At 57.5% G+C, this 20708-nt stretch carries 16 protein-coding genes and 2 tRNA genes; 3 read left to right on the top strand and 15 right to left on the bottom strand.

What is annotated here, in order from left to right:
* The first annotated feature begins 14 nt into the window (after positions 1 to 14).
* The 3 genes from AACY36_RS14070 to AACY36_RS14080 all read left to right on the top strand — a co-directional run bounded on the left by AACY36_RS14070 (position 15) and on the right by AACY36_RS14080 (position 4976).
* Positions 15 to 884, top strand: coding sequence for an oxygenase MpaB family protein (locus AACY36_RS14070; protein ID WP_339420301.1), 870 nt, complete (start codon positions 15 to 17; stop codon positions 882 to 884).
* A 57-nt stretch (positions 885 to 941) separates the two neighbouring features.
* On the top strand, positions 942 to 1958 hold the full coding sequence (locus tag AACY36_RS14075) for a class I SAM-dependent rRNA methyltransferase (RefSeq protein ID WP_339420300.1): 1017 nt from the start codon (positions 942 to 944) through the stop codon (positions 1956 to 1958).
* 87 nt (positions 1959 to 2045) lie between these two features.
* Positions 2046 to 4976, top strand: coding sequence for a DUF748 domain-containing protein (locus AACY36_RS14080; RefSeq protein WP_339428319.1), 2931 nt, complete (start codon positions 2046 to 2048; stop codon positions 4974 to 4976).
* 233 nt (positions 4977 to 5209) lie between these two features.
* Here AACY36_RS14080 and AACY36_RS14085 read toward each other — a convergent pair whose 3' ends face one another.
* The 15 genes from AACY36_RS14085 to ftsH form a co-directional block, all read right to left on the bottom strand.
* Complete coding sequence (locus tag AACY36_RS14085; RefSeq protein ID WP_339420298.1) at positions 5210 to 5830, bottom strand: BON domain-containing protein; 621 nt, start codon at positions 5828 to 5830, stop codon at positions 5210 to 5212.
* A gap of 295 nt (positions 5831 to 6125) precedes the next feature.
* Positions 6126 to 8231, bottom strand: coding sequence for a polyribonucleotide nucleotidyltransferase (gene pnp, locus AACY36_RS14090; protein WP_339439270.1), 2106 nt, complete (start codon positions 8229 to 8231; stop codon positions 6126 to 6128).
* Positions 8232 to 8425: 194 nt separating this feature from the next.
* Positions 8426 to 8695 carry a 30S ribosomal protein S15 gene (rpsO, locus tag AACY36_RS14095; RefSeq protein WP_003176135.1) on the bottom strand — a complete coding sequence of 90 codons (270 nt, stop codon included), beginning with the start codon at positions 8693 to 8695 and terminating at the stop codon, positions 8426 to 8428.
* 159 nt (positions 8696 to 8854) lie between these two features.
* Positions 8855 to 9772, bottom strand: coding sequence for a tRNA pseudouridine(55) synthase TruB (truB, locus tag AACY36_RS14100; protein ID WP_339420296.1), 918 nt, complete (start codon positions 9770 to 9772; stop codon positions 8855 to 8857).
* Positions 9773 to 9775: 3 nt separating this feature from the next.
* Entirely contained in the window at positions 9776 to 10171 is a 396-nt protein-coding gene (rbfA, locus tag AACY36_RS14105; protein ID WP_065875288.1) for a 30S ribosome-binding factor RbfA, read from the bottom strand.
* Between the two features lie 159 nt (positions 10172 to 10330).
* Complete coding sequence (gene infB, locus AACY36_RS14110) at positions 10331 to 12841, bottom strand: translation initiation factor IF-2 (protein ID WP_339420295.1); 2511 nt, start codon at positions 12839 to 12841, stop codon at positions 10331 to 10333.
* Positions 12842 to 12868: 27 nt separating this feature from the next.
* Positions 12869 to 14350 carry a transcription termination factor NusA gene (gene nusA, locus AACY36_RS14115; protein WP_049711491.1) on the bottom strand — a complete coding sequence of 494 codons (1482 nt, stop codon included), beginning with the start codon at positions 14348 to 14350 and terminating at the stop codon, positions 12869 to 12871.
* A 47-nt stretch (positions 14351 to 14397) separates the two neighbouring features.
* A complete protein-coding gene (rimP, locus tag AACY36_RS14120; protein ID WP_049713475.1) occupies positions 14398 to 14856 on the bottom strand; it encodes a ribosome maturation factor RimP in 459 nt (152 codons plus the stop codon).
* Between the two features lie 140 nt (positions 14857 to 14996).
* Positions 14997 to 15073: transfer RNA gene (locus tag AACY36_RS14125), tRNA-Met, on the bottom strand.
* Between the two features lie 96 nt (positions 15074 to 15169).
* A tRNA-Leu gene (locus AACY36_RS14130) sits at positions 15170 to 15255 on the bottom strand.
* Between the two features lie 21 nt (positions 15256 to 15276).
* Positions 15277 to 15660, bottom strand: coding sequence for a preprotein translocase subunit SecG (gene secG / locus AACY36_RS14135; protein WP_003235031.1), 384 nt, complete (start codon positions 15658 to 15660; stop codon positions 15277 to 15279).
* 4 nt (positions 15661 to 15664) lie between these two features.
* The gene (gene tpiA / locus AACY36_RS14140; RefSeq protein ID WP_339420294.1) at positions 15665 to 16420 is read right to left on the bottom strand and encodes a triose-phosphate isomerase; all 756 of its coding nucleotides are present in this window, start codon (positions 16418 to 16420) and stop codon (positions 15665 to 15667) included.
* Positions 16421 to 16486: 66 nt separating this feature from the next.
* Positions 16487 to 17824 carry a phosphoglucosamine mutase gene (glmM, locus tag AACY36_RS14145; RefSeq protein WP_339420293.1) on the bottom strand — a complete coding sequence of 446 codons (1338 nt, stop codon included), beginning with the start codon at positions 17822 to 17824 and terminating at the stop codon, positions 16487 to 16489.
* 16 nt (positions 17825 to 17840) lie between these two features.
* A complete protein-coding gene (folP, locus tag AACY36_RS14150; protein ID WP_339420292.1) occupies positions 17841 to 18692 on the bottom strand; it encodes a dihydropteroate synthase in 852 nt (283 codons plus the stop codon).
* An 8-nt stretch (positions 18693 to 18700) separates the two neighbouring features.
* The gene (ftsH, locus tag AACY36_RS14155) at positions 18701 to 20611 is read right to left on the bottom strand and encodes an ATP-dependent zinc metalloprotease FtsH (protein WP_339420291.1); all 1911 of its coding nucleotides are present in this window, start codon (positions 20609 to 20611) and stop codon (positions 18701 to 18703) included.
* Between the last annotated feature and the right edge of the window lie 97 nt (positions 20612 to 20708).

The following is a 20708-nucleotide window of genomic DNA, read 5'->3' on the forward strand; positions in this document are numbered from 1 at the left end:
AGCCCCGAGTCGCCATGGAATTTATCCGCAGCCGTATCGAAAACCAGCTGATGAGCCTGACCGGCTTGTCGCTGGGCCAGTTGGACCTGGAAAACCCCAAGGGCGACCCAGGTCTGTTCGGGCCCGACTCGGTGAGTTGGCAAGTACATGGCGATTTCAGCAGTATGCTTATCGGCGGCATCAGTGCCTTGATGCTGCAAGCTTTGCACCCACTGGCCCTGGCGGGTGTGTGGGACCATTCTAATTTTCGCCAGGACATGCTCGGGCGGTTGCGGCGTACCTCGCAGTTCATCTCGGGCACCACCTTTGGCGCGCGAAAAGATGCCGAATGGCTGATCGAGAAAGTCCGCACCATTCACCTGCAGGTGGTCGGCCATGCGCCGGACGGGCGACCTTATGCGGCCAGCGACCCGGAGCTGCTGACTTGGGTGCATGTCGCGGAGGTCAGTAACTTCTTGGCCGCCCACCTTCGCTACCGCAACCCGCACCTTTCAGGTCGAGACCAGGACCGTTACTACAGTGAAATTGCCTTGGTGGCCGAGCGTCTGGGCGCGCAGGGTGTTCCGCATTCCCGGCAGGAAGTGTCGGATTATCTGGCACGCATACGTCCGCAGTTGCTGTGCGATGACCGCAGCCGGGAAGTGTTGCGCCTGCTGCTGAATGCGCCCTCCCCCAGTGCCCTTGCCAAGCCCTTTGGCGCCTTGATGATGCGAGCCGGGATCGACCTGCTGCCTGACTGGGCCAGCGCCATGCTCGGTCAGCGCCAGAGTCCGCTGCAACGCCAGATGATCCGTGCCGGGGTCAAACGCAGTGCGCCGATGCTGCGTTGGGCGATGCGCAATGGTTCGGTGCAACGGGCCCATCGGCGGATGGGGTTGATGTAGGCGACGGCGCATAACTGTTAAACTTCGCGCCCTCATTTCCCCAGCAAGGCGCGCTCCATGTCTTCCTTGAATCAGGCGCTGCGCGCCGCCCTCGATCATCGCCAAGACCTGATCAGCGAACTGCACGCCCAAGACACCGACTGCTACCGGCTGTTCCACGGCAGCCAGGAAGGCGCTGGCGGCCTGACCATCGACCGCTACGGCCCTCAACTGCTGGTGCAGAGCTTTCACCAGTCCCTGGAAACGGCAGACCTGCTGGACCTGCATCAACAGATCAACCAGTACTTGGGCCTGGAATTGCTACTGGTCTACAACGACCGTTCCCGTGGCAATTCGCGCGTTGACCGCGAAGACACGGTGTATCGTGCCGAACCTGCTGCACTGGAAGACCTGGTGGGTCACGAGTGGGGGCTCAATTACCGCGTACGCGGGCGGCATGCCGGGCAGGATCCGCTGCTGTTCCTCGACCTGCGCAACACCCGGGGCTGGGTCAAGGAACACAGCGCCGGTAAAAGCGTGCTGAACCTGTTCGCCTACACCTGCGGCGTCGGCCTGAGCGCGGCCGCCGGTGGTGCCCGCGAGGTATGTAACCTGGACTTCGCCGAGGGCAACCTCGCAGTCGGGCGCGAAAATAGCCTGCTGAACCCACAATTGCCGACCCTGCAATTCGTGCAATCCGACTACTTCCCGGCGATCCGCCAACTGGCGGGCCTGCCGATCACCCAGCGTCGCGGGCAGAAACTGCCAAGCTATCCGCGCCTGGAGCAACGTCAATACGACTTGGTATTGCTGGACCCTCCGGCCTGGGCCAAGAGCGCGTTCGGCACCGTCGACCTGCTGCGCGACTATCAAAGCCTGCTCAAACCCGCACTGCTTGCCACCGCTGACAACGGCGTGCTGATCTGCTGCAACAACCTGGCAAAGGTCAGCATGGAGGATTGGCGCGAACAGGTGCTGCGTTGTGCGCAAAAGGCCGGGCGCCCGGTGCGTGACTGGACAATCATGACGCCCGGTGCGGACTTTCCCTCACAGGATCAACAGCCCCCGCTGAAAACCCTGATACTCCAACTGTAAGGCGTTTCCCAAAGGCCCTGCGCTTCGGAACCGAAAACCCGTGCCATACTCCAAGGCACTCTTGTTTGATATAGATGGCGCCGCCCCATGCCCAAAGGATTGATTCGCGCCGCTGGCGCTTTGTTGACCGCCCTTGCCCTTTACAGCTTGCTGGGCTTTTTGATTCTCCCCGGTATCGCGCTTCGCATTGCCAACCAGCAACTGGCCAATTACGCGACGGTGCCAGCCCGGATCGAGCGAATAGAGCTCAACCCGTTCAGCCTGGAAGTGACGGCATGGGGGCTCAAAATAGGCGAGCCTGGCAATGAACAAGTGGGTTTCGAACGGCTCTACGCCAACCTGCAAATCGACAGTCTATGGACCCGAGCCCTGCACCTGGCTGATGTGCAATTGGACAAGCCCAAGACCGAGTTGCTGTTCGACAAGTCCGGCAAGTTGAATCTGGCGCAGTTGTTCAAGCTGCCCGCCAGCGAGCCCGCCCCCGCCGATCCGAATGCCAAGCCTTTCCCGTTACGTGTCGATGGCATCAAACTGTCGAGCGGCTATGTGCATTTTCAAGACTTGCGCCCCAGCGAACCTATCGAATTTCTATACGACTCACTCGACTTCGAGCTGAAAAACCTCAGCACCCTGCCTGAAGATAATGCCGACATGACGCTGGTCGCGGCGGGGCCTGACGGTGGGAGAATCGATTGGAAAGGTAATTTCAGCCTGGTGCCGATTACCTCCGAAGGTACGCTGAAGGTCACCGATGGCAAGATGAAAGCCTGGTGGCCCTATGTACGTGATGCGTTGCCCCTGGTGCTGGAAGACGGTGTGCTCAACTTCAGCACCGAATACACGTTCAGCCTGGCCAAAGAGACAGAACTGAACCTGACCAACACCGCCGCCAGCATCGCGCCATTTGCCATCAAAGCACCGGACGGCCGGCCGTTGGTGCGCCTGGAGCGCTTGGACGTCAGCGAGACCACGGTGGACCTGGCCAAGCAGCAGGTAATTGTCGGTAAGATCCGCAGCAACAAGCTGGAAACCTGGGCGGCCCTTGAGGCCGATGGGCAACTGGACTGGCAGAAACTGTTCGCCAGTCAACCCAGTAAACCCGCCAAGGCGCCGGAGCCTGTCAGCGCTCCGGCCACTGCCGACTCGCCAAAAGCCGAACCTGCGGCGCCGAGCAAACCGTGGCAGGTCCTGCTCAAGGATGTGCAACTACGCAACTATCAAGTGCACCTGGCCGACCGTCAGGCCAAGCCGGCGGTTGCGCTGGAACTGGGCCCGTTGAACGTCGATGTGCAGAACTTCGATAGCCTCAACCAGAACCCGTTCACCTTGAAGCTCGACACGGGGCTGGGCAAGCAAGGCAAAATCCAGGCGACCGGAGAGGTCAACCTCAACCCAGTCAGCGCCAAGCTGAAGGTAAATACCCAAGACATCGACCTGCGGGTCGCCCAGTCCTACATCAGTCCGTTCATTCGCCTGGAACTGCGTAGCGGCATGCTCGGCAGCAATCTTGATGTGAACCTGAAAGGCACCGACCCTCTGAAGTTGCAGGTCACCGGTCGGGCGCAGGTCGACCAGTTGCACACCCTGGACACCCTCAAAACGCGCGATTTCCTCAAATGGCAGCGCCTGGTACTCGAAGGCGTGAACTATCAGCACGGCGACAGCCTGTCGATCGACAAGGTCAACCTGCTGCAACCGTATGCGCGCTTCATGATCAATGATGACCGCACCACCAACATCGACGACCTGCTGATTCCACAGCCGGCCGACAGTGGTACTAAGTCAGCAGCCAAACCGGCCAGCAAAGATAAGCCCCTGGGCATTCGTATCGGCCAGATTGCGATCAACGACGGCTCCGCCAACTTTGCCGACTTCAGCCTCACACCTAATTTCGCCACTGCGATTCAACAACTCAACGGAAAAATCGGCACTATCGACAGCCGCCAGGCCAAACCGGCCAGCGTCGACATCAAGGGTAAGGTAGACCGTTACGCGCCCGTCACCATCAAAGGCAGCGTGAATCCGTTTGATCCAATGGCGGCGCTGGACATCGCCACCAGCTTCAAGCGCGTCGAACTGACTAACCTGACGCCCTACTCCGGCAAGTTCGCCGGCTTCCGTATCCGCAAGGGCCGACTCAACCTTGACCTGCACTACGTGATCACCAAGGGCCAATTGAAGGCCGAAAACAAAGTGGTCGTCGAACAATTGCAACTGGGCGAGAAGGTCGACAGCACTGATGCGGTGGACTTGCCGATTCGCCTGGCGATTGCGCTACTCAAAGACACTAACGGCAAAATCACCATCGAGTTGCCAGTAACGGGCGATTTGAACAACCCCCAATTCAGCGTAATGCCGATCGTTTGGCAGACCCTGCGCAATCTCGTGGTCCGCGCGGCGACGGCGCCCTTCACGTTCATCGGTGGGCTGGTGACCGGGGGGGGCTCGGAAGACCTCGGTAATGTCTCGTTCGGACCGGGTTCCAGCGAGCTGAACAAAGACGCCGAGGGTGCCTTGAACACGCTGGCCAAGGCGCTTAAAGAGCGCCCTGCGCTGCGCCTGGAAATCGAAGGCACGGCCGCTGCCAGCAGCGACGGGCCGTTCCTCGCCGCGCAGCGCCTGGAACGCGAATACCAATACAACTACTACAAGATGCTGCAACGCCGTGGTGACAAGGTTCCGGCCCAGGCTTCCTTGCTGGAAGTACCGGAAAGTGAAAAAGCACCGTTGCTGGAAGGCATCTACCGCACCCGTCTGAAACAGCAGCCGCCGGCGGAGTGGAAAGACCTCAGCCGCGATGAACGTACCGCCAAGCTGAAGGACGGCGTTATCAAATTCTGGAGTGGCAGTGATGTGTTGCTGCGCCAGTTGGGCCAAGACCGCGCAAGCACTATCAAGGATTACCTGGTAGACAAAGGACAGTTGGAAGATGACCGGGTGTACTTCATCGATGCCAACCTCGGGCAGGCAGAGAAGGATGGTCGAGTGGTGACACCGATGCATCTGGATGCTGAGTAACCCGACCTCTACGCACACCTGAATGGGGAAGCGGGCTTGCTCGCTCCCACATTTTATCTTCATAAGCCTACAAAACGTATTCCGAGCCAGAATAGAACAGGCCCCGACACAAGTGCCGGGGCCTGTAATGACCACATCCGTGTGGTCGGTCGCATGAACTGGTGGAGGTGCGTTGAGTGTATATCTAGCTCACTCGCCGCCGCCGACGTTTAGTTCAGGCGAACTCTGGAGCGTTACTCTGCTTTCAGGCCATCAGCCGATACAGCTTTAACGCCTTTGATTTTTTTGGTGATTGCCACGGCAGTGGACTTCTGCGATTCAGTCACGGCAGTAGAGGACGACAGGGAAACCACGCCTTTGTTGGTTTCGACTTTGATGTCGGTGCCAGGAATGCCTTTCTCGGTTACCAAGTCAGCTTTCACTTTGGTGGTGATCCAAGTATCCGAGGTAGCGCCTTTGGCGTCAGCAGCAGCGGCCTTGGTTTTGTCCATGTTATCGGCTTTAGTTGCACCGCCAGCCATCAGGCCATCAGCAGAAACCGCAGTCACACCTTTGATTTTCTTGGTGATCGCCACAGCAGTAGCTTTCTGAGCGTCCGAGACAGCGACTTCGGAAGACAGGGAAACCACGCCTTTGTTGGTTTCAACCTCGATGTCCGAGCCCGGGATGCCTTTTTCAGTCAGCAGGTCAGCTTTGACTTTGGTAGTGATCCAAGTGTCCGAGGTGGCTTCTTTAGCCTTGGTCACTTCACCAGCAGCCAGGGTCATTGGCGCTTGGGAAGTCTGGGCAAAGGCCACGTTAGCACCCATGGCAAGGGTCAGAGCGGTAGCAGTAGCGAGAGCGAACTTCTTCATACGAGTAACTCCTGTTTTATTAAAAGACTGCAGTGTGTGAACCTTGATGCTGCAGCGCTAACAGGGTTGTTGCAGGCACTGTGCCAACTCACTCTCACAAAATAAATCCTTATAAATCAATAGCTTAATAAAATTTTCTTTCTTCGAAATCGTGCAACTTGCATGAACAGGAACTTGCCTGCATGCAAGTTGCGGGTTTTAGGTATAACTAAGCGACTGATTTCTAGAGATTTTCTTATAGGCATAAAAAAAGGACTCCGAAGAGTCCTTTTTTTCAGCCTACAGCGGCGGGTAATTAAACGCCCGAAGCCTTGGCTGCTGCTACGTCCTTGATGGAGAGCTTGATACGGCCGCGGTTGTCCACGTCCAGTACCAGTACTTCCACTTCCTGGCCTTCTTTCAGAATGTCGGTCACTTTCTCAACGCGAGCGTCGCTCAGCATGGAGATGTGAACCAGACCGTCTTTGCCCGGCAGGATGTTGACGAATGCGCCGAAGTCGACGATGCGCTCAACCTTACCGACGTAGATCTTGCCGATCTCGGCTTCCGCGGTGATGCCCAGAACGCGCTGACGCGCCGCTTCTGCAGCTTCCTTGGTTTCGCCGAAGATCTTGATCGAGCCGTCGTCTTCGATGTCGATCGAAGCCTTGGTCTCTTCGCAGATCGCACGAATGGTCGCGCCACCTTTACCGATAACATCACGGATTTTGTCGGTGTCGATTTTCATCGCGATCATGGTCGGAGCATTTTCCGACAGTTCGGTACGGGAATGACCAATGATCTGGTTCATCTGGCCGAGGATGTTCAGGCGCGCTTCCAGGGCTTGGCCCAGAGCGATTTCCATGATTTCTTCGGTGATGCCCTTGATCTTGATGTCCATCTGCAGCGCGGTAACACCTTTGGCGGTACCGGCCACTTTGAAGTCCATGTCGCCCAGGTGGTCTTCGTCACCCAGGATGTCGGTCAGGATGGCGAACTTCTCGCCTTCTTTAACCAGGCCCATGGCGATACCGGCAACCGGTGCCTTCATCGGCACACCAGCGTCCATCAGCGCCAAGGAAGCACCGCAGACCGAAGCCATGGAGCTGGAACCGTTGGACTCAGTGATTTCCGACACAACACGGATGGTGTACGGGAACACGTCAGCAGCCGGCAGCATGGCGGCGATCGAACGACGCGCCAGACGACCGTGACCGATTTCGCGACGACCAGCGCCGCCCATGCGACCACACTCACCCACCGAGAACGGAGGGAAGTTGTAGTGCAGCATGAATGGGTCTTTTTTCTCGCCTTCCAGGGTGTCCAGCAGTTGTGCGTCACGGGCGGTGCCCAGTGTTGCAACGACCAAAGCCTGGGTTTCACCACGGGTGAACAGGGCCGAACCGTGAGTCTTCGGCAGAACGCCGACTTCGATGTTCAGCGGACGTACAGTGCGGGTGTCGCGACCGTCGATACGTGGCTTGCCGTTAACGATGTTTTCGCGAACGGTGCGGTATTCGATTTCACCGAAAGCAGCTTTGACTTCGCTGGAAGAAGGCTGGCCTTCTTCACCGGACAGCTTGGCAACAACCTGATCCTTCAACTCACCCAGACGAGCGTAACGGTCGGCCTTGACGGTAATGGCGTAGGCCTGGGAGATCGCGTCGCCGAATTCGGCACGGATAGCGCCCAGCAGTGCGGTGGCTTCAGGCTGTGGAGCCCAAGTCCAGGTTGGTTTGGCAGCTTCGGCAGCCAATTCTTTAACAGCGTTGATCACAACCTGGAACTCGTCGTGAGCAAACAGCACGGCGCCCAGCATCTGGTCTTCGGTCAGCTCTTTGGCTTCCGATTCAACCATCAACACGGCTTCCGAGGTACCGGCTACGACCATGTCCAGGCTCGAAGCTTTCTGTTGCTCGTAAGTCGGGTTCAGCAGGTAACCGGTGCTTTCGTGGAAGGCAACGCGGGCAGCGCCGATCGGGCCATCGAAAGGAATACCGGAAATAGCCAGGGCAGCCGAGGTACCGATCATCGCAGCGATGTCCGGATCGGTCTTCTTGCTGGTGGAAACGACGGTGCAGACAACCTGCACTTCGTTCATGAAGCCTTCTGGGAACAGCGGACGGATCGGACGGTCGATCAGTCGGGAAGTCAGGGTTTCTTTCTCGGAAGGACGGCCTTCACGCTTGAAGAAACCGCCAGGGATCTTACCGGCAGCGTAAGTCTTTTCCTGGTAGTGAACGGAAAGAGGGAAGAAGCCTTTGCTCGGGTCAGCGGTCTTGGCGCCAACAACGGTCACCAGAACGGTAACGTCGTCGTCAACGGTAACCAGCACTGCGCCGGAGGCTTGACGGGCGATACGGCCTGTCTCGAGAGTAACGGTCGACTGACCGAACTGGAATTTTTTGATAACCGGGTTCACGGTGTCCTACCTTCTTTGTGGCTCTTGGGGAACTTGTCTTCTTGCGAAATTCTTGGGCAATGTCGGGAATCGGCCCGACCCTCGTCCAGGGTAAAACGTGTATCCAGATAAAACTTGAGGCTGGGAGCCTGCCATGGGCCAGCGGGAATCCCACTGACACACGGCAGACAACCAACCTCTAGCGCAATCGCTTATTAGCGACGCAGACCCAGGCGACCGATCAGAGCCTGATAGCGACCCAGATCCTTGCCTTTCAGGTAGTCCAGCAGCTTACGGCGCTGGTTTACCATGCGGATCAGACCACGACGGGAGTGGTGGTCTTTACCGTTGGCCTTGAAGTGACCTTGCAGCTTGTTGATGTTGTGGGTCAGCAGTGCAACTTGCACTTCTGGCGAACCAGTGTCACCAACAGCTTGCTGATAGTCAGCTACGATTTGTGCTTTTTCTTGAACGTCGAGAGCCATGAGGCAATCCTTTTTTCAGGAAACCACCCAAAGGGCAGTTTCAACAGGCCAGGGATAAATCCCTGTATCTAAAAATGAGTGTTGACCGTGCCTGTTAACAGCCACACTCGTTCCAGTTTGCGTAAAAGCTACTGCGCTTTTACCACAAACTGGTTCCGGTCATTCTGACCGAATCAGTCGACGCGGCGCGATGCGCCCGTCTTCGCTCACTTCACCGATACCGATAAAGCGACCGTTATGATCCTGTACCCGCACCATACCGAACTTCGGAGCATCCGGGGCACGCACCGGTTGGCCGTTGAGCCAGTAGAACGCGCTGTGCTCCGAGAAGTGCAACAACGGCCAATCCAGCAAGCCGCTGTCTGAAGGCATCAGGAAGCGATCAACCGCTTCGTTGCCACCTTCGGCATGTACCGCTTCCAACTCTTCCAGCGTGACCGTCTGGGCCAGGCTGAAAGGACCGGCCTGGGTGCGTCGCAGTTCTGCAACGTACGCACCGCAACCGAGCTTTTCACCAATATCTTCCACCAGAGTACGGATATAGGTGCCTTTGCTGCAGTCAACGGCCAAGCGGGCGGTGTCGCCTTCACAGGCGAGCAATTCCAAGCGCGCAATAGTAACAGAACGCGGTTCGCGCTCCACTACTTCGCCCGCACGTGCCAGCTTGTAAAGAGGCTGCCCATCGCGCTTGAGCGCCGAGTACATCGGCGGTATCTGACTGATTTTCCCACGAAAACCGGGTAAAGCAGCTTCGATATCAGCACGACCAACGGTCACGTCGCGAACCTGCAAAACATCACCTTCGGCGTCGGCCGTGGTAGTGGTCTTGCCCAGTTGCATCAGGGTTTCATAACCCTTGTCGGAATCGAGCAGGTATTGCGAGAACTTGGTCGCCTCGCCAAAGCACAGCGGCAACACGCCAGTGGCCAAGGGGTCGAGGCTGCCGGTGTGCCCGGCCTTCTCGGCATTGAGCAGCCAGCGGACCTTCTGCAACGCGGCATTGGAGGTAAAGCCAATGGGTTTGTCGAGCAGAATGATGCCGCTGACGTTGCGACGTATACGTTTGACCTGAGCCACCGCTTACTCCTTGGCGTCTTCAGGTGTGGACGGGCGCTGGCTGTCTTCAGCCACGGCGCGCTCGATCAGAGCCGACAGGTGCGCACCACGCACGACACTTTCGTCGTAGTGGAAGTGCAACTGAGGAACGCTGCGCAGCTTCATCTCACGGGCCAACTGCATGCGCAGGAAACCCGCTGCCGAGTTGAGCACCTTGATGCTTTGTGCGATTTCTTCGCTGTTGTCCTGCCCCATCACGGTGATAAAGATCTTGGCGTGACCCACGTCACGGCTCACTTCAACGGCGGTGATGGTGACTAGGCCAACGCGGGGGTCTTTGACTTCGCGACGGATCAGTTGGGCCAGCTCACGCTGCATCTGATCGCCGATACGCTGGGTACGGCTGTATTCTTTTGCCATGTCTTGTTACCTGTTACTGCCACACGGTGAAACCCGTGGGGTCTGAAAGCGGCAAACGCCCGGCCTGACAAAAGCCAGACCGGGCGTTGCGTTTAGAGTCCGGACACAGCGCGAGGCATTTGCATGCCCACACGCCGTGTGGCTCCTGAAGTGCGCGAGTTAGAGGCTGCGAGCAACCTGGACCTTCTCGTAGACTTCGATCTTGTCGCCAGGCTTAACGTCGTTGTAGCTCTTGACGCCGATACCGCATTCCATGCCGGCACGCACTTCGGAAGCGTCATCCTTGAAGCGGCGCAGGGATTCCAGCTCGCCTTCAAAGATAACGATGTCTTCACGCAGTACACGGATTGGACGGTTACGGTGCACAACACCTTCGATAACCATGCAACCGGCGATCGCGCCGAATTTCGGCGAGCGGAACACATCACGCACCTCGGCCACACCCAGGATGTTCTCCCGGACATCGCTGCCAAGCATGCCGGTAAGGGCTTTCTTGACGTCTTCGATGATGTCGTAGATGACGTTGTAGTAACGCATGTCCAGGCCTTCCTGCTCGACGATCTTGCGAGCGCCAGCATCGGCACGCACGTTGAAACCGAACAGTACAGCGTTGGAAGCCAGTGCCAGGTTGGCGTCGGATTCAGTGATACCACCGACACCGCCACCGACAACACGCACTTGCACTTCGTCGTTACCCAGGCCGTTCAAGGCGCCGTTCAACGCTTCGAGAGAACCACGGACGTCAGATTTGAGGACGATGTTGAGCGTCTTCTTCTCTGCCTGGCCCATGTTTTCGAAGATGTTTTCCAGCTTGCCGGCGTGAGCACGAGCCAGTTTGACTTCGCGGAACTTGCCTTGACGGAACAGAGCCACTTCACGGGCTTTCTTCTCGTCCGACAGCACGCTCATCTCGTCGCCAGCGTCCGGAGTACCATCAAGGCCGAGGATCTCGACAGGGATGGAAGGACCGGCTTCTTTGATTGGCTTGCCGTTCTCGTCGAGCATGGCACGTACACGGCCATAGTTCGAACCGACCAGCACCATGTCGCCTTGGCGCAGGGTACCGTCTTGAACCAGAACAGTTGCAACCGGGCCACGACCTTTGTCGAGACGCGATTCAACCACAACACCGCGACCTGGAGCCGATGGCGTTGCTTTCAGTTCGAGTACTTCGGCTTGCAGCAGGACTGCTTCGAGCAGTTCGTCTACACCAGTACCGACTTTCGCCGAGACCGAAACGAACGGCGTATCACCGCCCCACTCTTCGGAAGTCACGCCGTGAACCGACAGTTCGCTACGGATGCGATCGAGATCGGCGCCCGGCTTGTCGATTTTGTTCACTGCAACAACCAGTGGAACACCCGCAGCCTTGGCGTGCTGGACAGCTTCAATGGTCTGCGGCATCACGCCGTCGTCCGCTGCAACTACCAGGATCACGATGTCAGTCGCCTTGGCACCACGGGCACGCATTGCGGTAAACGCGGCGTGACCTGGGGTGTCGAGGAAGGTGACCATGCCGCGTTCGGTTTCAACGTGGTACGCACCGATGTGCTGGGTGATACCACCGGCTTCGCCAGCAGCTACCTTGGCACGACGGATATAGTCGAGCAGGGAAGTTTTACCATGGTCAACGTGGCCCATTACGGTCACAACTGGCGCACGGGAGAACGTCTCACCTTCAAACTTCAGGGACTCGGCCAGGGAATCTTCCAAGGCGGTGTCGCTGACCAGGGTCACTTTGTGGCCCAGTTCTTCGGCTACCAGCTGAGCAGTTTCCTGATCAAGCACCTGGTTGATGGTCGCTGGGGTGCCCAGTTTGAACATGAACTTGATGATTTCAGCAGCCTTGACCGACATCTGATTGGCGAGATCGCCAACAGAGATGGTCTCGCCGATCTGCACATCACGCACGACAGGGCCGGTTGGGCTCTGGAAACCGTGGGCGTTGCGTTTTTTCAGCTTGGCCTTGCCGCGACCACCACGACGGAAGCTATCGCTTTCTTCGTCGGTAGTACGTGGGGCAACGCGTGGCGCAGGCGCTTTCTCTTTGACCGAGGCACGATGCGGAGCATTTTTGCGCTCGCCATCACCGCCGCCGCCGCGACGATTGTTATCGTCAGCACGTGGTTTGTCCGGACGGCGAGGTTCTTCGCGCTTGCGGGCATCAGCAGCAGGTGCTGGTGCCGCGGCAACCGGAGCGGCCTCACGCACAGCTTCTACTGGCGCGCTAGGCGCGGAGACCGATTCAGTAGTCGCAGGCTGGCGACGCGCTTCTTCTTCGGTGCGACGCTTGGCTTCTTCTTCAGCCTTCTGACGAGCAGCATTTTCTACTGCGCGACGTTCTTCCAGATCGCGTTTGCGCTCGGCTTCGATTTCTTCCGGGCTGCGTTGTACGAAGACTTTCTTCTTACGTACTTCAACGCTGATGCTCTTGCTACCCGCAACACGCAGTGTGCTGGTGGTTTTGCGCTGCAATGTAATCTTGCGCGGTTCTTCCACTTTCGCCTTGTGGCTGCTCTTCAAGTGAGTCAGCAAAGACTGCTTCTCACTATCGCTCACACCTTCATCGGCGGCGGTGTGCGGCAGACCTGCCTCACGCATCTGCTGCAACAGGCGCTCTACCGGTGTTTTGACCTCATCGGCCAGTTGTTTCACCGTGACTTGCGTCATGCACTTCTCTCCTCAGGCCGCGCCTAGTTACTCGAACCAATGGGCTCGGGCGGCCATGATCAACTTGCCGGCACGATCTTCGTCAATGCCGTCGATGTCGAGCAGATCGTCAATAGACTGCTCGGCCAGGTCTTCGCGGGTAATTACGCCGCGCACCGCCAGTTCCATCGCCAAATCCTTGTCCATACCCTCAAGCGAGAGCAGGTCTTCGGCCGGATGGGCGTCTGCCAGCTTTTCCTCAGTAGCGATGGCTTTAGTCAACAAACGATCCTTGGCCCGAGCGCGAAGCTCGTTGACGGTGTCTTCGTCAAAGCCGTCGATGTTGAGCATTTCTTCCAACGGTACGTAGGCAATCTCTTCCAGGCTGGTGAAGCCTTCATCTACCAGCACCTGTGCCAGGTCTTCATCGACTTCGAGCTCTTCGATAAAGTTGCGCAGGATGTCACCGGTTTCTGCTTGCTGCTTAGCCTGGATGTCCGATTCGGTCATCACATTCAGGGTCCAACCGGTCAGTTGGCTGGCCAGACGCACGTTCTGACCACCACGACCAATGGCCTGAGCCAGGTTGTCTGCGCCAACGGCGATGTCCATTGCATGGGCATCCTCGTCAACGATAATTGCCGCCACTTCAGCCGGCGACATCGCGTTGATCACGAACTGAGCCGGGTTATCGTCCCACAGCACGATATCCACACGCTCACCGCCCAATTCGCCAGACACTGCCTGGACGCGCGAACCGCGCATACCAATGCAAGCACCTTGCGGATCAATACGCTTGTCCTTGGAACGGACCGCGATCTTGGCGCGCGAACCCGGGTCGCGGGACGCAGCCATGACTTCGATCAGGCCTTCGGCAATTTCCGGCACCTCGATACGGAACAGTTCGATCAGCATTTCCGGCGCGGTACGCGACAGGATCAACTGAGGGCCGCGGTTCTCGGTGCGGATTTCCTTGAGCAGCGCACGCAGACGCACGCCGACACGGAAGGTTTCGCGAGAGATGATGTCTTCACGGGCCAGCAACGCTTCAGCGTTGTTGCCCAGGTCAACGATCACGTTGTCGCGGGTGACTTTTTTCACGGTACCGGAGATGATTTCACCCAGGCGCTCGCGATAAGCGTCAACGACTTGAGCGCGCTCGGCTTCGCGAACCTTCTGCACGATGACCTGCTTGGCGGTCTGTGCAGCAATACGGCCGAACTCGATCGATTCGATCTTTTCTTCTACGACATCACCGACATTGGCGCCAGGGTGCGTTTCGGCAACCTTGCTCGGCCAGGTTTCGATGGCCGGATCATCAAGATCGGCTTCTTCGACGACCGTCCAGCGACGGAAAGTCTCATAGGCACCGGTGTGGCGGTTGATTTCCACACGCAGATCTACTTCGTCTTCAAAACGCTTTTTGGTAGCAGTGGCCAGGGCCAGCTCCAGCGCTTCAAAAATCACGTTTGCCGGTACGCCCTTTTCATTGGATACCGACTCAACAACCAGCAGTACTTCTTTGCTCATCGTACGCCTCGCCTTTCGCAAGCCATTGGATCCGCGGGATCCGCGTCTCAGCCAAAACTGGGAATAATGTTGGCCTTGTCGATCATATCGATCGGCAACAGGAACTCATGGTCTTCCACTTGCACCACAACGTCCTGCTCTTCTACACCGCGCAGAAGGCCCTGAAAATTGCGTCGCCCTTCGAACGGGGATCGCAGCTTGATCTTCACTTGTTCACCGGCAAACTTTGCAAACTGATCAATAGTGAACAGTGGGCGCTCCATGCCTGGCGAGGAAACTTCGAGGGTGTATTCAACAGCAATTGGATCTTCAACATCCAGCACACCGCTGATCTGACGGCTGACAATGGCACAATCGTCCACCAGCACGCCGCCCTCTTTATCGATATAAACGCGCAACATTGAGTGGCGACCTTGAGCCGAAAACTCAATACCCCAGCATTCATAGCCTAGGGCCACGACCACCGGGGCCAGCAAGGCCTGCAACTCTTCTAGCTTGCTCGACACCTGAACCCCCTCGTGCATGTATGTGCATGCTGTGCAAAATAAAAAAATGGGCGAAACGCCCATCCTTGAAACGCCGTCGAACAGCGGCGTTGAAAGTGTCCAGCTAACAAAAAGCCCCTTAAAAGGGGCTCCGCTAAAACTGGTTGCGGGGGCCGGATTTGAACCGACGACCTTCGGGTTATGAGCCCGACGAGCTACCAGACTGCTCCACCCCGCGACAAAGCTGGGGCGGAAGTATACGACTGATCCCTTACAGGGTCAATGTAACCTTCCACCTACAAGAAAGCCCGCAACAGCGGGCTTTCCTGATAATTGGTACCGAGAAGGGGACTCGAACCCCTACACCCTATGGGCACAACCACCTCAAGGTTGCGTGTCTACCAATTCCACCACCTCGGCAATACAGCATTTACAACCTTCTTACTTCTGCTCTTGAGCTGGAGGCACGTCAGTCGCTGGAGTAGCCGACTTTTGCTCTTGAAGCACCGGGACATCATCAGAAGCCGGTTTTGCTTTTGGTACTTCCAACACTGCTGGGTTTGGCAAACCTGCTTGAGTCAGCACATGAGCTTTCTCTTTAGCAAAGTAACCTAACCCCAAGCTGGTTATGAAGAAACCGGCGGCAAGTATAGCAGTAAACTTACTAAGAAAGGTAGAGGAACCTTGGCTTCCGAACACAGTATTTGAAGCACCTGCACCGAAAGACGCACCAGCATCCGCACCTTTACCCTGTTGCAGCAAAACCAGGGCAACTACGCCCAGGGCAGCCAACAGATGAAAAACGACTACGACTGTTTCCAGCATTTTTTCAGTTTCCCGCGGCGCGACAGATCGCACCGAACTCATCTGCATTCAGGGAAGCTCCACCAATGAGCCCCCCATCGATATCCGGCATGCCGAACAGTTCGACCGCATTGGCCGCCTTCACGCTGCCGCCGTATAGAAGACGCACACCTTGTGCGACTTCAGAATTCTCTGCCGCCAACTGCGCGCGGATGGCTGCGTGCACATCCTGCGCCTGTTGCGGTGTAGCAGTCAGCCCGGTACCAATAGCCCAGACCGGCTCATAAGCAATTACTGCTTTTGCAAACGCACCAACACCCAGCTCCTCGATGATGCTGCCTAGCTGACGCGAGACAACTTCAAGAGTCTTGCCCGATTCACGCTGCTCCAGGGTTTCCCCTATGCACAACACTGGAATCAAGCCACAAGCCTGCGCTGCGGCGAACTTGCGATTGAGTGTCCCATCACGCTCGCCCATCATCTGGCGGCGCTCGGAGTGCCCAACAAGCACATAGGAACAACCCGCATCGACCAACTGACTCGGCGAAATTTCACCGGTCAACGCACCTTGCATCGGCTCCACCGCAGAATTCTGCGCGCCGACCTGGATCGACTTACCTTTCAAGCCATCAACCACTTGGTTGATATGCAAGCAGGGTGGGAAAACCGCAACGTCAACACCGCTATGCAAGGCCAGATGACGAAGGCCATTGATCAGCTCAGCGACACTGGCGCGGGTACCGTGCATCTTCCAGTTACCAGCTACCATAGTGCGACGCATGCTGTACCTCGTCGGTCAAAGTGGGCGCAGATGTTACCCAACCACATCATCACTGGCAAGCCGAATTCAGGCGCAAACTTCAGTTACCAGTTTTGCCAGGTCTTCGGCATGGCCGCGAACCTGTGTTTCGTCGTCACCTTCGACCATGACGCGCACCAGAGGCTCTGTGCCGGACTTGCGCAATAACACACGGCCACGCCCCGCCATTGCCAGGGTCGCGCGCTCGCACGCCTCCTTGACAGCAGGGTGATCGATCGGATTTTCGCCACCGGCAAACCGCACATTGACCAGCACTTGAGGACATTTACGCAGCGCCTGACGCGCCTGGGCGAGGCTCTCTTCGCGACGACGCAATGACAGCAGCACCTGCAGCGCAGCAATAATCGCATCGCCTGTGGTGGTGTGCTGGAAGCAGACAACGTGCCCGGAATTCTCGCCACCCACTAGCCAGTTGCGTTCAAGCAGTTCGGCGATCACATAGCGGTCACCAACATTGGCGCGCACGAACGGGATACCCAGGTCTGCCAAGGCCAGCTCAAGCCCCAGATTACTCATCAGCGTGCCGACAACGCCGCCTTGCAGCTTGTTACGCTCATGCAGGTCGCGTGCAATGATGAACAACAGATCATCACCATCCACAATGGCGCCGGTGTGATCCACCATCAAAACGCGGTCGCCATCACCATCGAAGGCAATACCCAAGTCGGCATGCTCGGCAAGGACGGCCGCCTGCAACTGCCCCATGTGAGTGGAGCCGCAGTTATCATTGATGTTCAAGCCGTTCGGCTGAGCCGACAGCACCGTCACGTCCGCGCCCAATTCCTTGAATACGCTGGGCGCTACTTTGTAGGTAGCACCATGAGCGCAGTCGACCACAATTTTGAGGCCGGCGAAACTGGTACTGCTCGGCACACTGCTCTTGCAGAATTCGATATAGCGGCCAGACGCGTCATTGATTCGCGACACCTTGCCCAGCTTGCTGGAATCAACCACCGTCATCGGCGCATCCAGCAGCTCTTCAATCATCAACTCGATCTCGTCCGGCAGCTTGGTGCCTTGGCCCGAGAAGAACTTGATACCGTTATCATCATGGGGGTTGTGCGAGGCACTGATCACGATACCGGCTTCAGCGTGAAAGGTACGCGTCAGGTAGGCGATCGCCGGTGTCGGCATAGGCCCCAGCAGCATTACATCGGCACCCGCAGCGGACAGGCCTGCTTCCAGTGCGGACTCAAACATGTAACCCGAAATACGGGTGTCCTTGCCGACCAGGATGCGGCACGCGCCCATACTGCGGAACGCCATACCCGCCGCCCAACCCAGCTTGAGCATGAAGTCAGGGGTAATTGGAAATTCGCCGACCCGACCACGGATACCGTCGGTGCCAAAGTATTTTTTAGTCATAAGTGCTCCATCATTCTTATTCGGCTGATTCTACCGCAGCAATCATACGCACCACATCCACCGTCTGGGCGACATCGTGCACACGCAAGATGCGTGCGCCCTTCGTTACCGCGAGCGCTGCCAGTGCAAGACCACCGTACAGCCGCTCACCCACCGGACGATTCAGCGCCAGCCCGATCATGCTCTTGCGCGAAACACCGACCAACAGCGGCCGACCAAGTGCGTGCAGGGATTCCATATGTTTGAAAAGGCTTAAATTGTGTTGCAGGGTCTTGGCGAAGCCGAAGCCGGGATCGAGGATGATCTTTTCAGCCGCAATCCCTACGGCAGCGCATTGAGCAATCCGCTCAGCGAGAAAACCACTCACTTCACCAACAAGATCATCATAGTGAGGGTTGTCCTGCATGTTGCCGGGCTCACCCAGCATATGCATCAGGCACACCGGCAAACCGGTAGCCGCGGCCGCATCCAGCGCGCCATCTCGCTGAAGAGAGCGTACATCGTTGATCAGCCCGGCTCCCAGGCGCGCAGTCTCGCGCATCACGGCGGGGGTCGACGTATCAACCGAAATGATCACATCCAATTCTCGGGAGATTCGCTCAACTATCGGCGCCACCCTCTCCAGCTCCTCCAGGGGAGAAACTACGCGAGCACCAGGGCGAGTCGACTCACCGCCGACATCAATAAGGGTCGCCCCCGACGCCGCCATTGCCTCGGCATGACGCAGCGCGGCATCAAGCTGGCTGAAGCGGCCACCATCGGAAAAAGAGTCGGGGGTTACATTAAGAATGCCCATGACATGTGTATGGGCCAAATCAAGAACCCGGCTGCCGCAAGGCAACCGGGTGGAGGACAACGCAGAAGTCATTTCAAACCTTAGACGTCAGCTGCCGGACCGCCGATCGGATTTTCAGGGCGTTCGTTCTGAACCACAGGCGGCGTGCCCGAAGTGCCCGAACCACCTTCCCAATCGCGAGGCTCGCGCGGTGTGCGCCCCGCCATGATGTCGTCAATCTGGTCGGCATCAATGGTCTCGTACTTCATCAGCGCGTCGGCCATTGCATCCAACTTGTCGCGGTTGTCGGTCAGGATCTGCTTAGCCGTGCCGTAGCACTGGTCAATGATGCTGCGCACCTCGGAGTCGATCAGCTTGGCCGTCTCACCGGAGAAGCTGGCGCCTTGACCGCCACCGCCACGCCCCAAGAATACTTCGCCCTCTTCCTCGGCATACATCAAAGGACCGAGTTTTTCCGACAACCCCCATTTGGTGACCATGTTCCGCGCAATCTGGCTGGCACGCATGATGTCGTTGGATGCGCCAGTGGTCACACCGTCGAAGCCCAGCGTCATCTCTTCAGCAATTCGACCGCCGTACAGCGAGCAGATCTGGCTGATCAGTGCGCGCTTGGAGAGGCTGTAACGATCCTCTTCCGGCAGGAACATGGTGACACCCAGCGCCCGACCACGAGGAATGATCGACACTTTGTAGACCGGATCGTGCTCAGGCACAACGCGCCCCACAATGGCGTGGCCGGCTTCATGATAAGCAGTGTTCTGCTTCTCTTTCTCGGACATGACCATGGATTTGCGCTCAGCGCCCATCATGATCTTGTCTTTCGCCAGTTCGAACTCTTTCATTTCAACGATACGCTTGCCGGTACGGGCAGCGAACAGCGAAGCCTCGTTGACCAGGTTAGCCAAGTCAGCACCGGAGAAACCTGGAGTACCACGGGCAATCACGGCCGGAGCCACATCGTCACCCATAGGTACTTTGCGCATGTGTACTTTCAGGATCTGTTCGCGGCCACGGATATCCGGCAAGCCAACCACGACCTGACGGTCGAAACGACCAGGACGCAGCAGCGCAGGGTCCAGCACGTCAGGACGGTTGGTTGCAGCGATGACGATGATGCCGTCATTCATTTCAAAGCCGTCCATCTCAACCAGCAACTGGTTGAGGGTCTGCTCACGCTCATCATGACCACCGCCCATGCCGGCACCACGATGGCGACCAACGGCGTCGATTTCATCGATGAAGATGATGCAGGGCGCGTGCTTCTTGGCTTGTTCGAACATGTCGCGAACACGGCTTGCACCGACACCGACAAACATTTCTACGAAGTCGGAACCGGAAATAGTGAAGAAAGGCACCTTGGCTTCGCCGGCAATCGCCTTGGCCAGCAAGGTTTTACCAGTACCCGGAGGACCGACCATCAGCACGCCGCGCGGAATACGACCACCCAGGCGCTGGAACTTGCCTGGATCGCGCAGGAACTCGACCAGCTCGCCCACTTCTTCCTTGGCCTCGTCGCAACCGGCAACATCAGCCAGGGTGGTTTTCACCTGGTCTTCGGAGAGCAGGCGCGCCTTGCTCTTGCCGAAGCTCATCGGCCCGCCCTTGCCTCCCGCACCGCCTTGCATCTGGCGCATGAAGAACATGAACACGGCGATGATTACCAGAATCGGGAAGCTCGCCACCAGAAGCTGGGTCCAGATGCTTTGCTGCTCAGGCAGCTTACCCTCAACAACGACCTTGTTATCCACCAGATCGCCGATCAGACCGTTGTCCTGAATAGCCGGACGAATGGTCTTGAAGCTGTCGCCATCGACGCGCTTACCGGTAATCACGTAGCCATCAACCGCTACGCGCTCGACTTTGCCATCCTTAACTTGCTGGATGAAGTCGGAATAGTTGAGGGTCTGCGGCTCATTAGGGCTGGAGAAGTTGTTCATCACCGTCACAAGGACAGCCGCGATGATCAACCACAGGATCAGATTCTTTGCCATATCGTTCAATTAACTACCCTCTGAAGCAAGCTCCGCTACTGGCGCGCGCTTCGCATGATATTCACCGGCCTAACTTACTACATTACCTACAACTCTG

This window comes from Pseudomonas sp. EA_15y_Pfl1_P101 (assembly GCF_963970835.1).
Taxonomy (GTDB): Bacteria; Pseudomonadota; Gammaproteobacteria; order Pseudomonadales; family Pseudomonadaceae; genus Aquipseudomonas; species Aquipseudomonas tritici.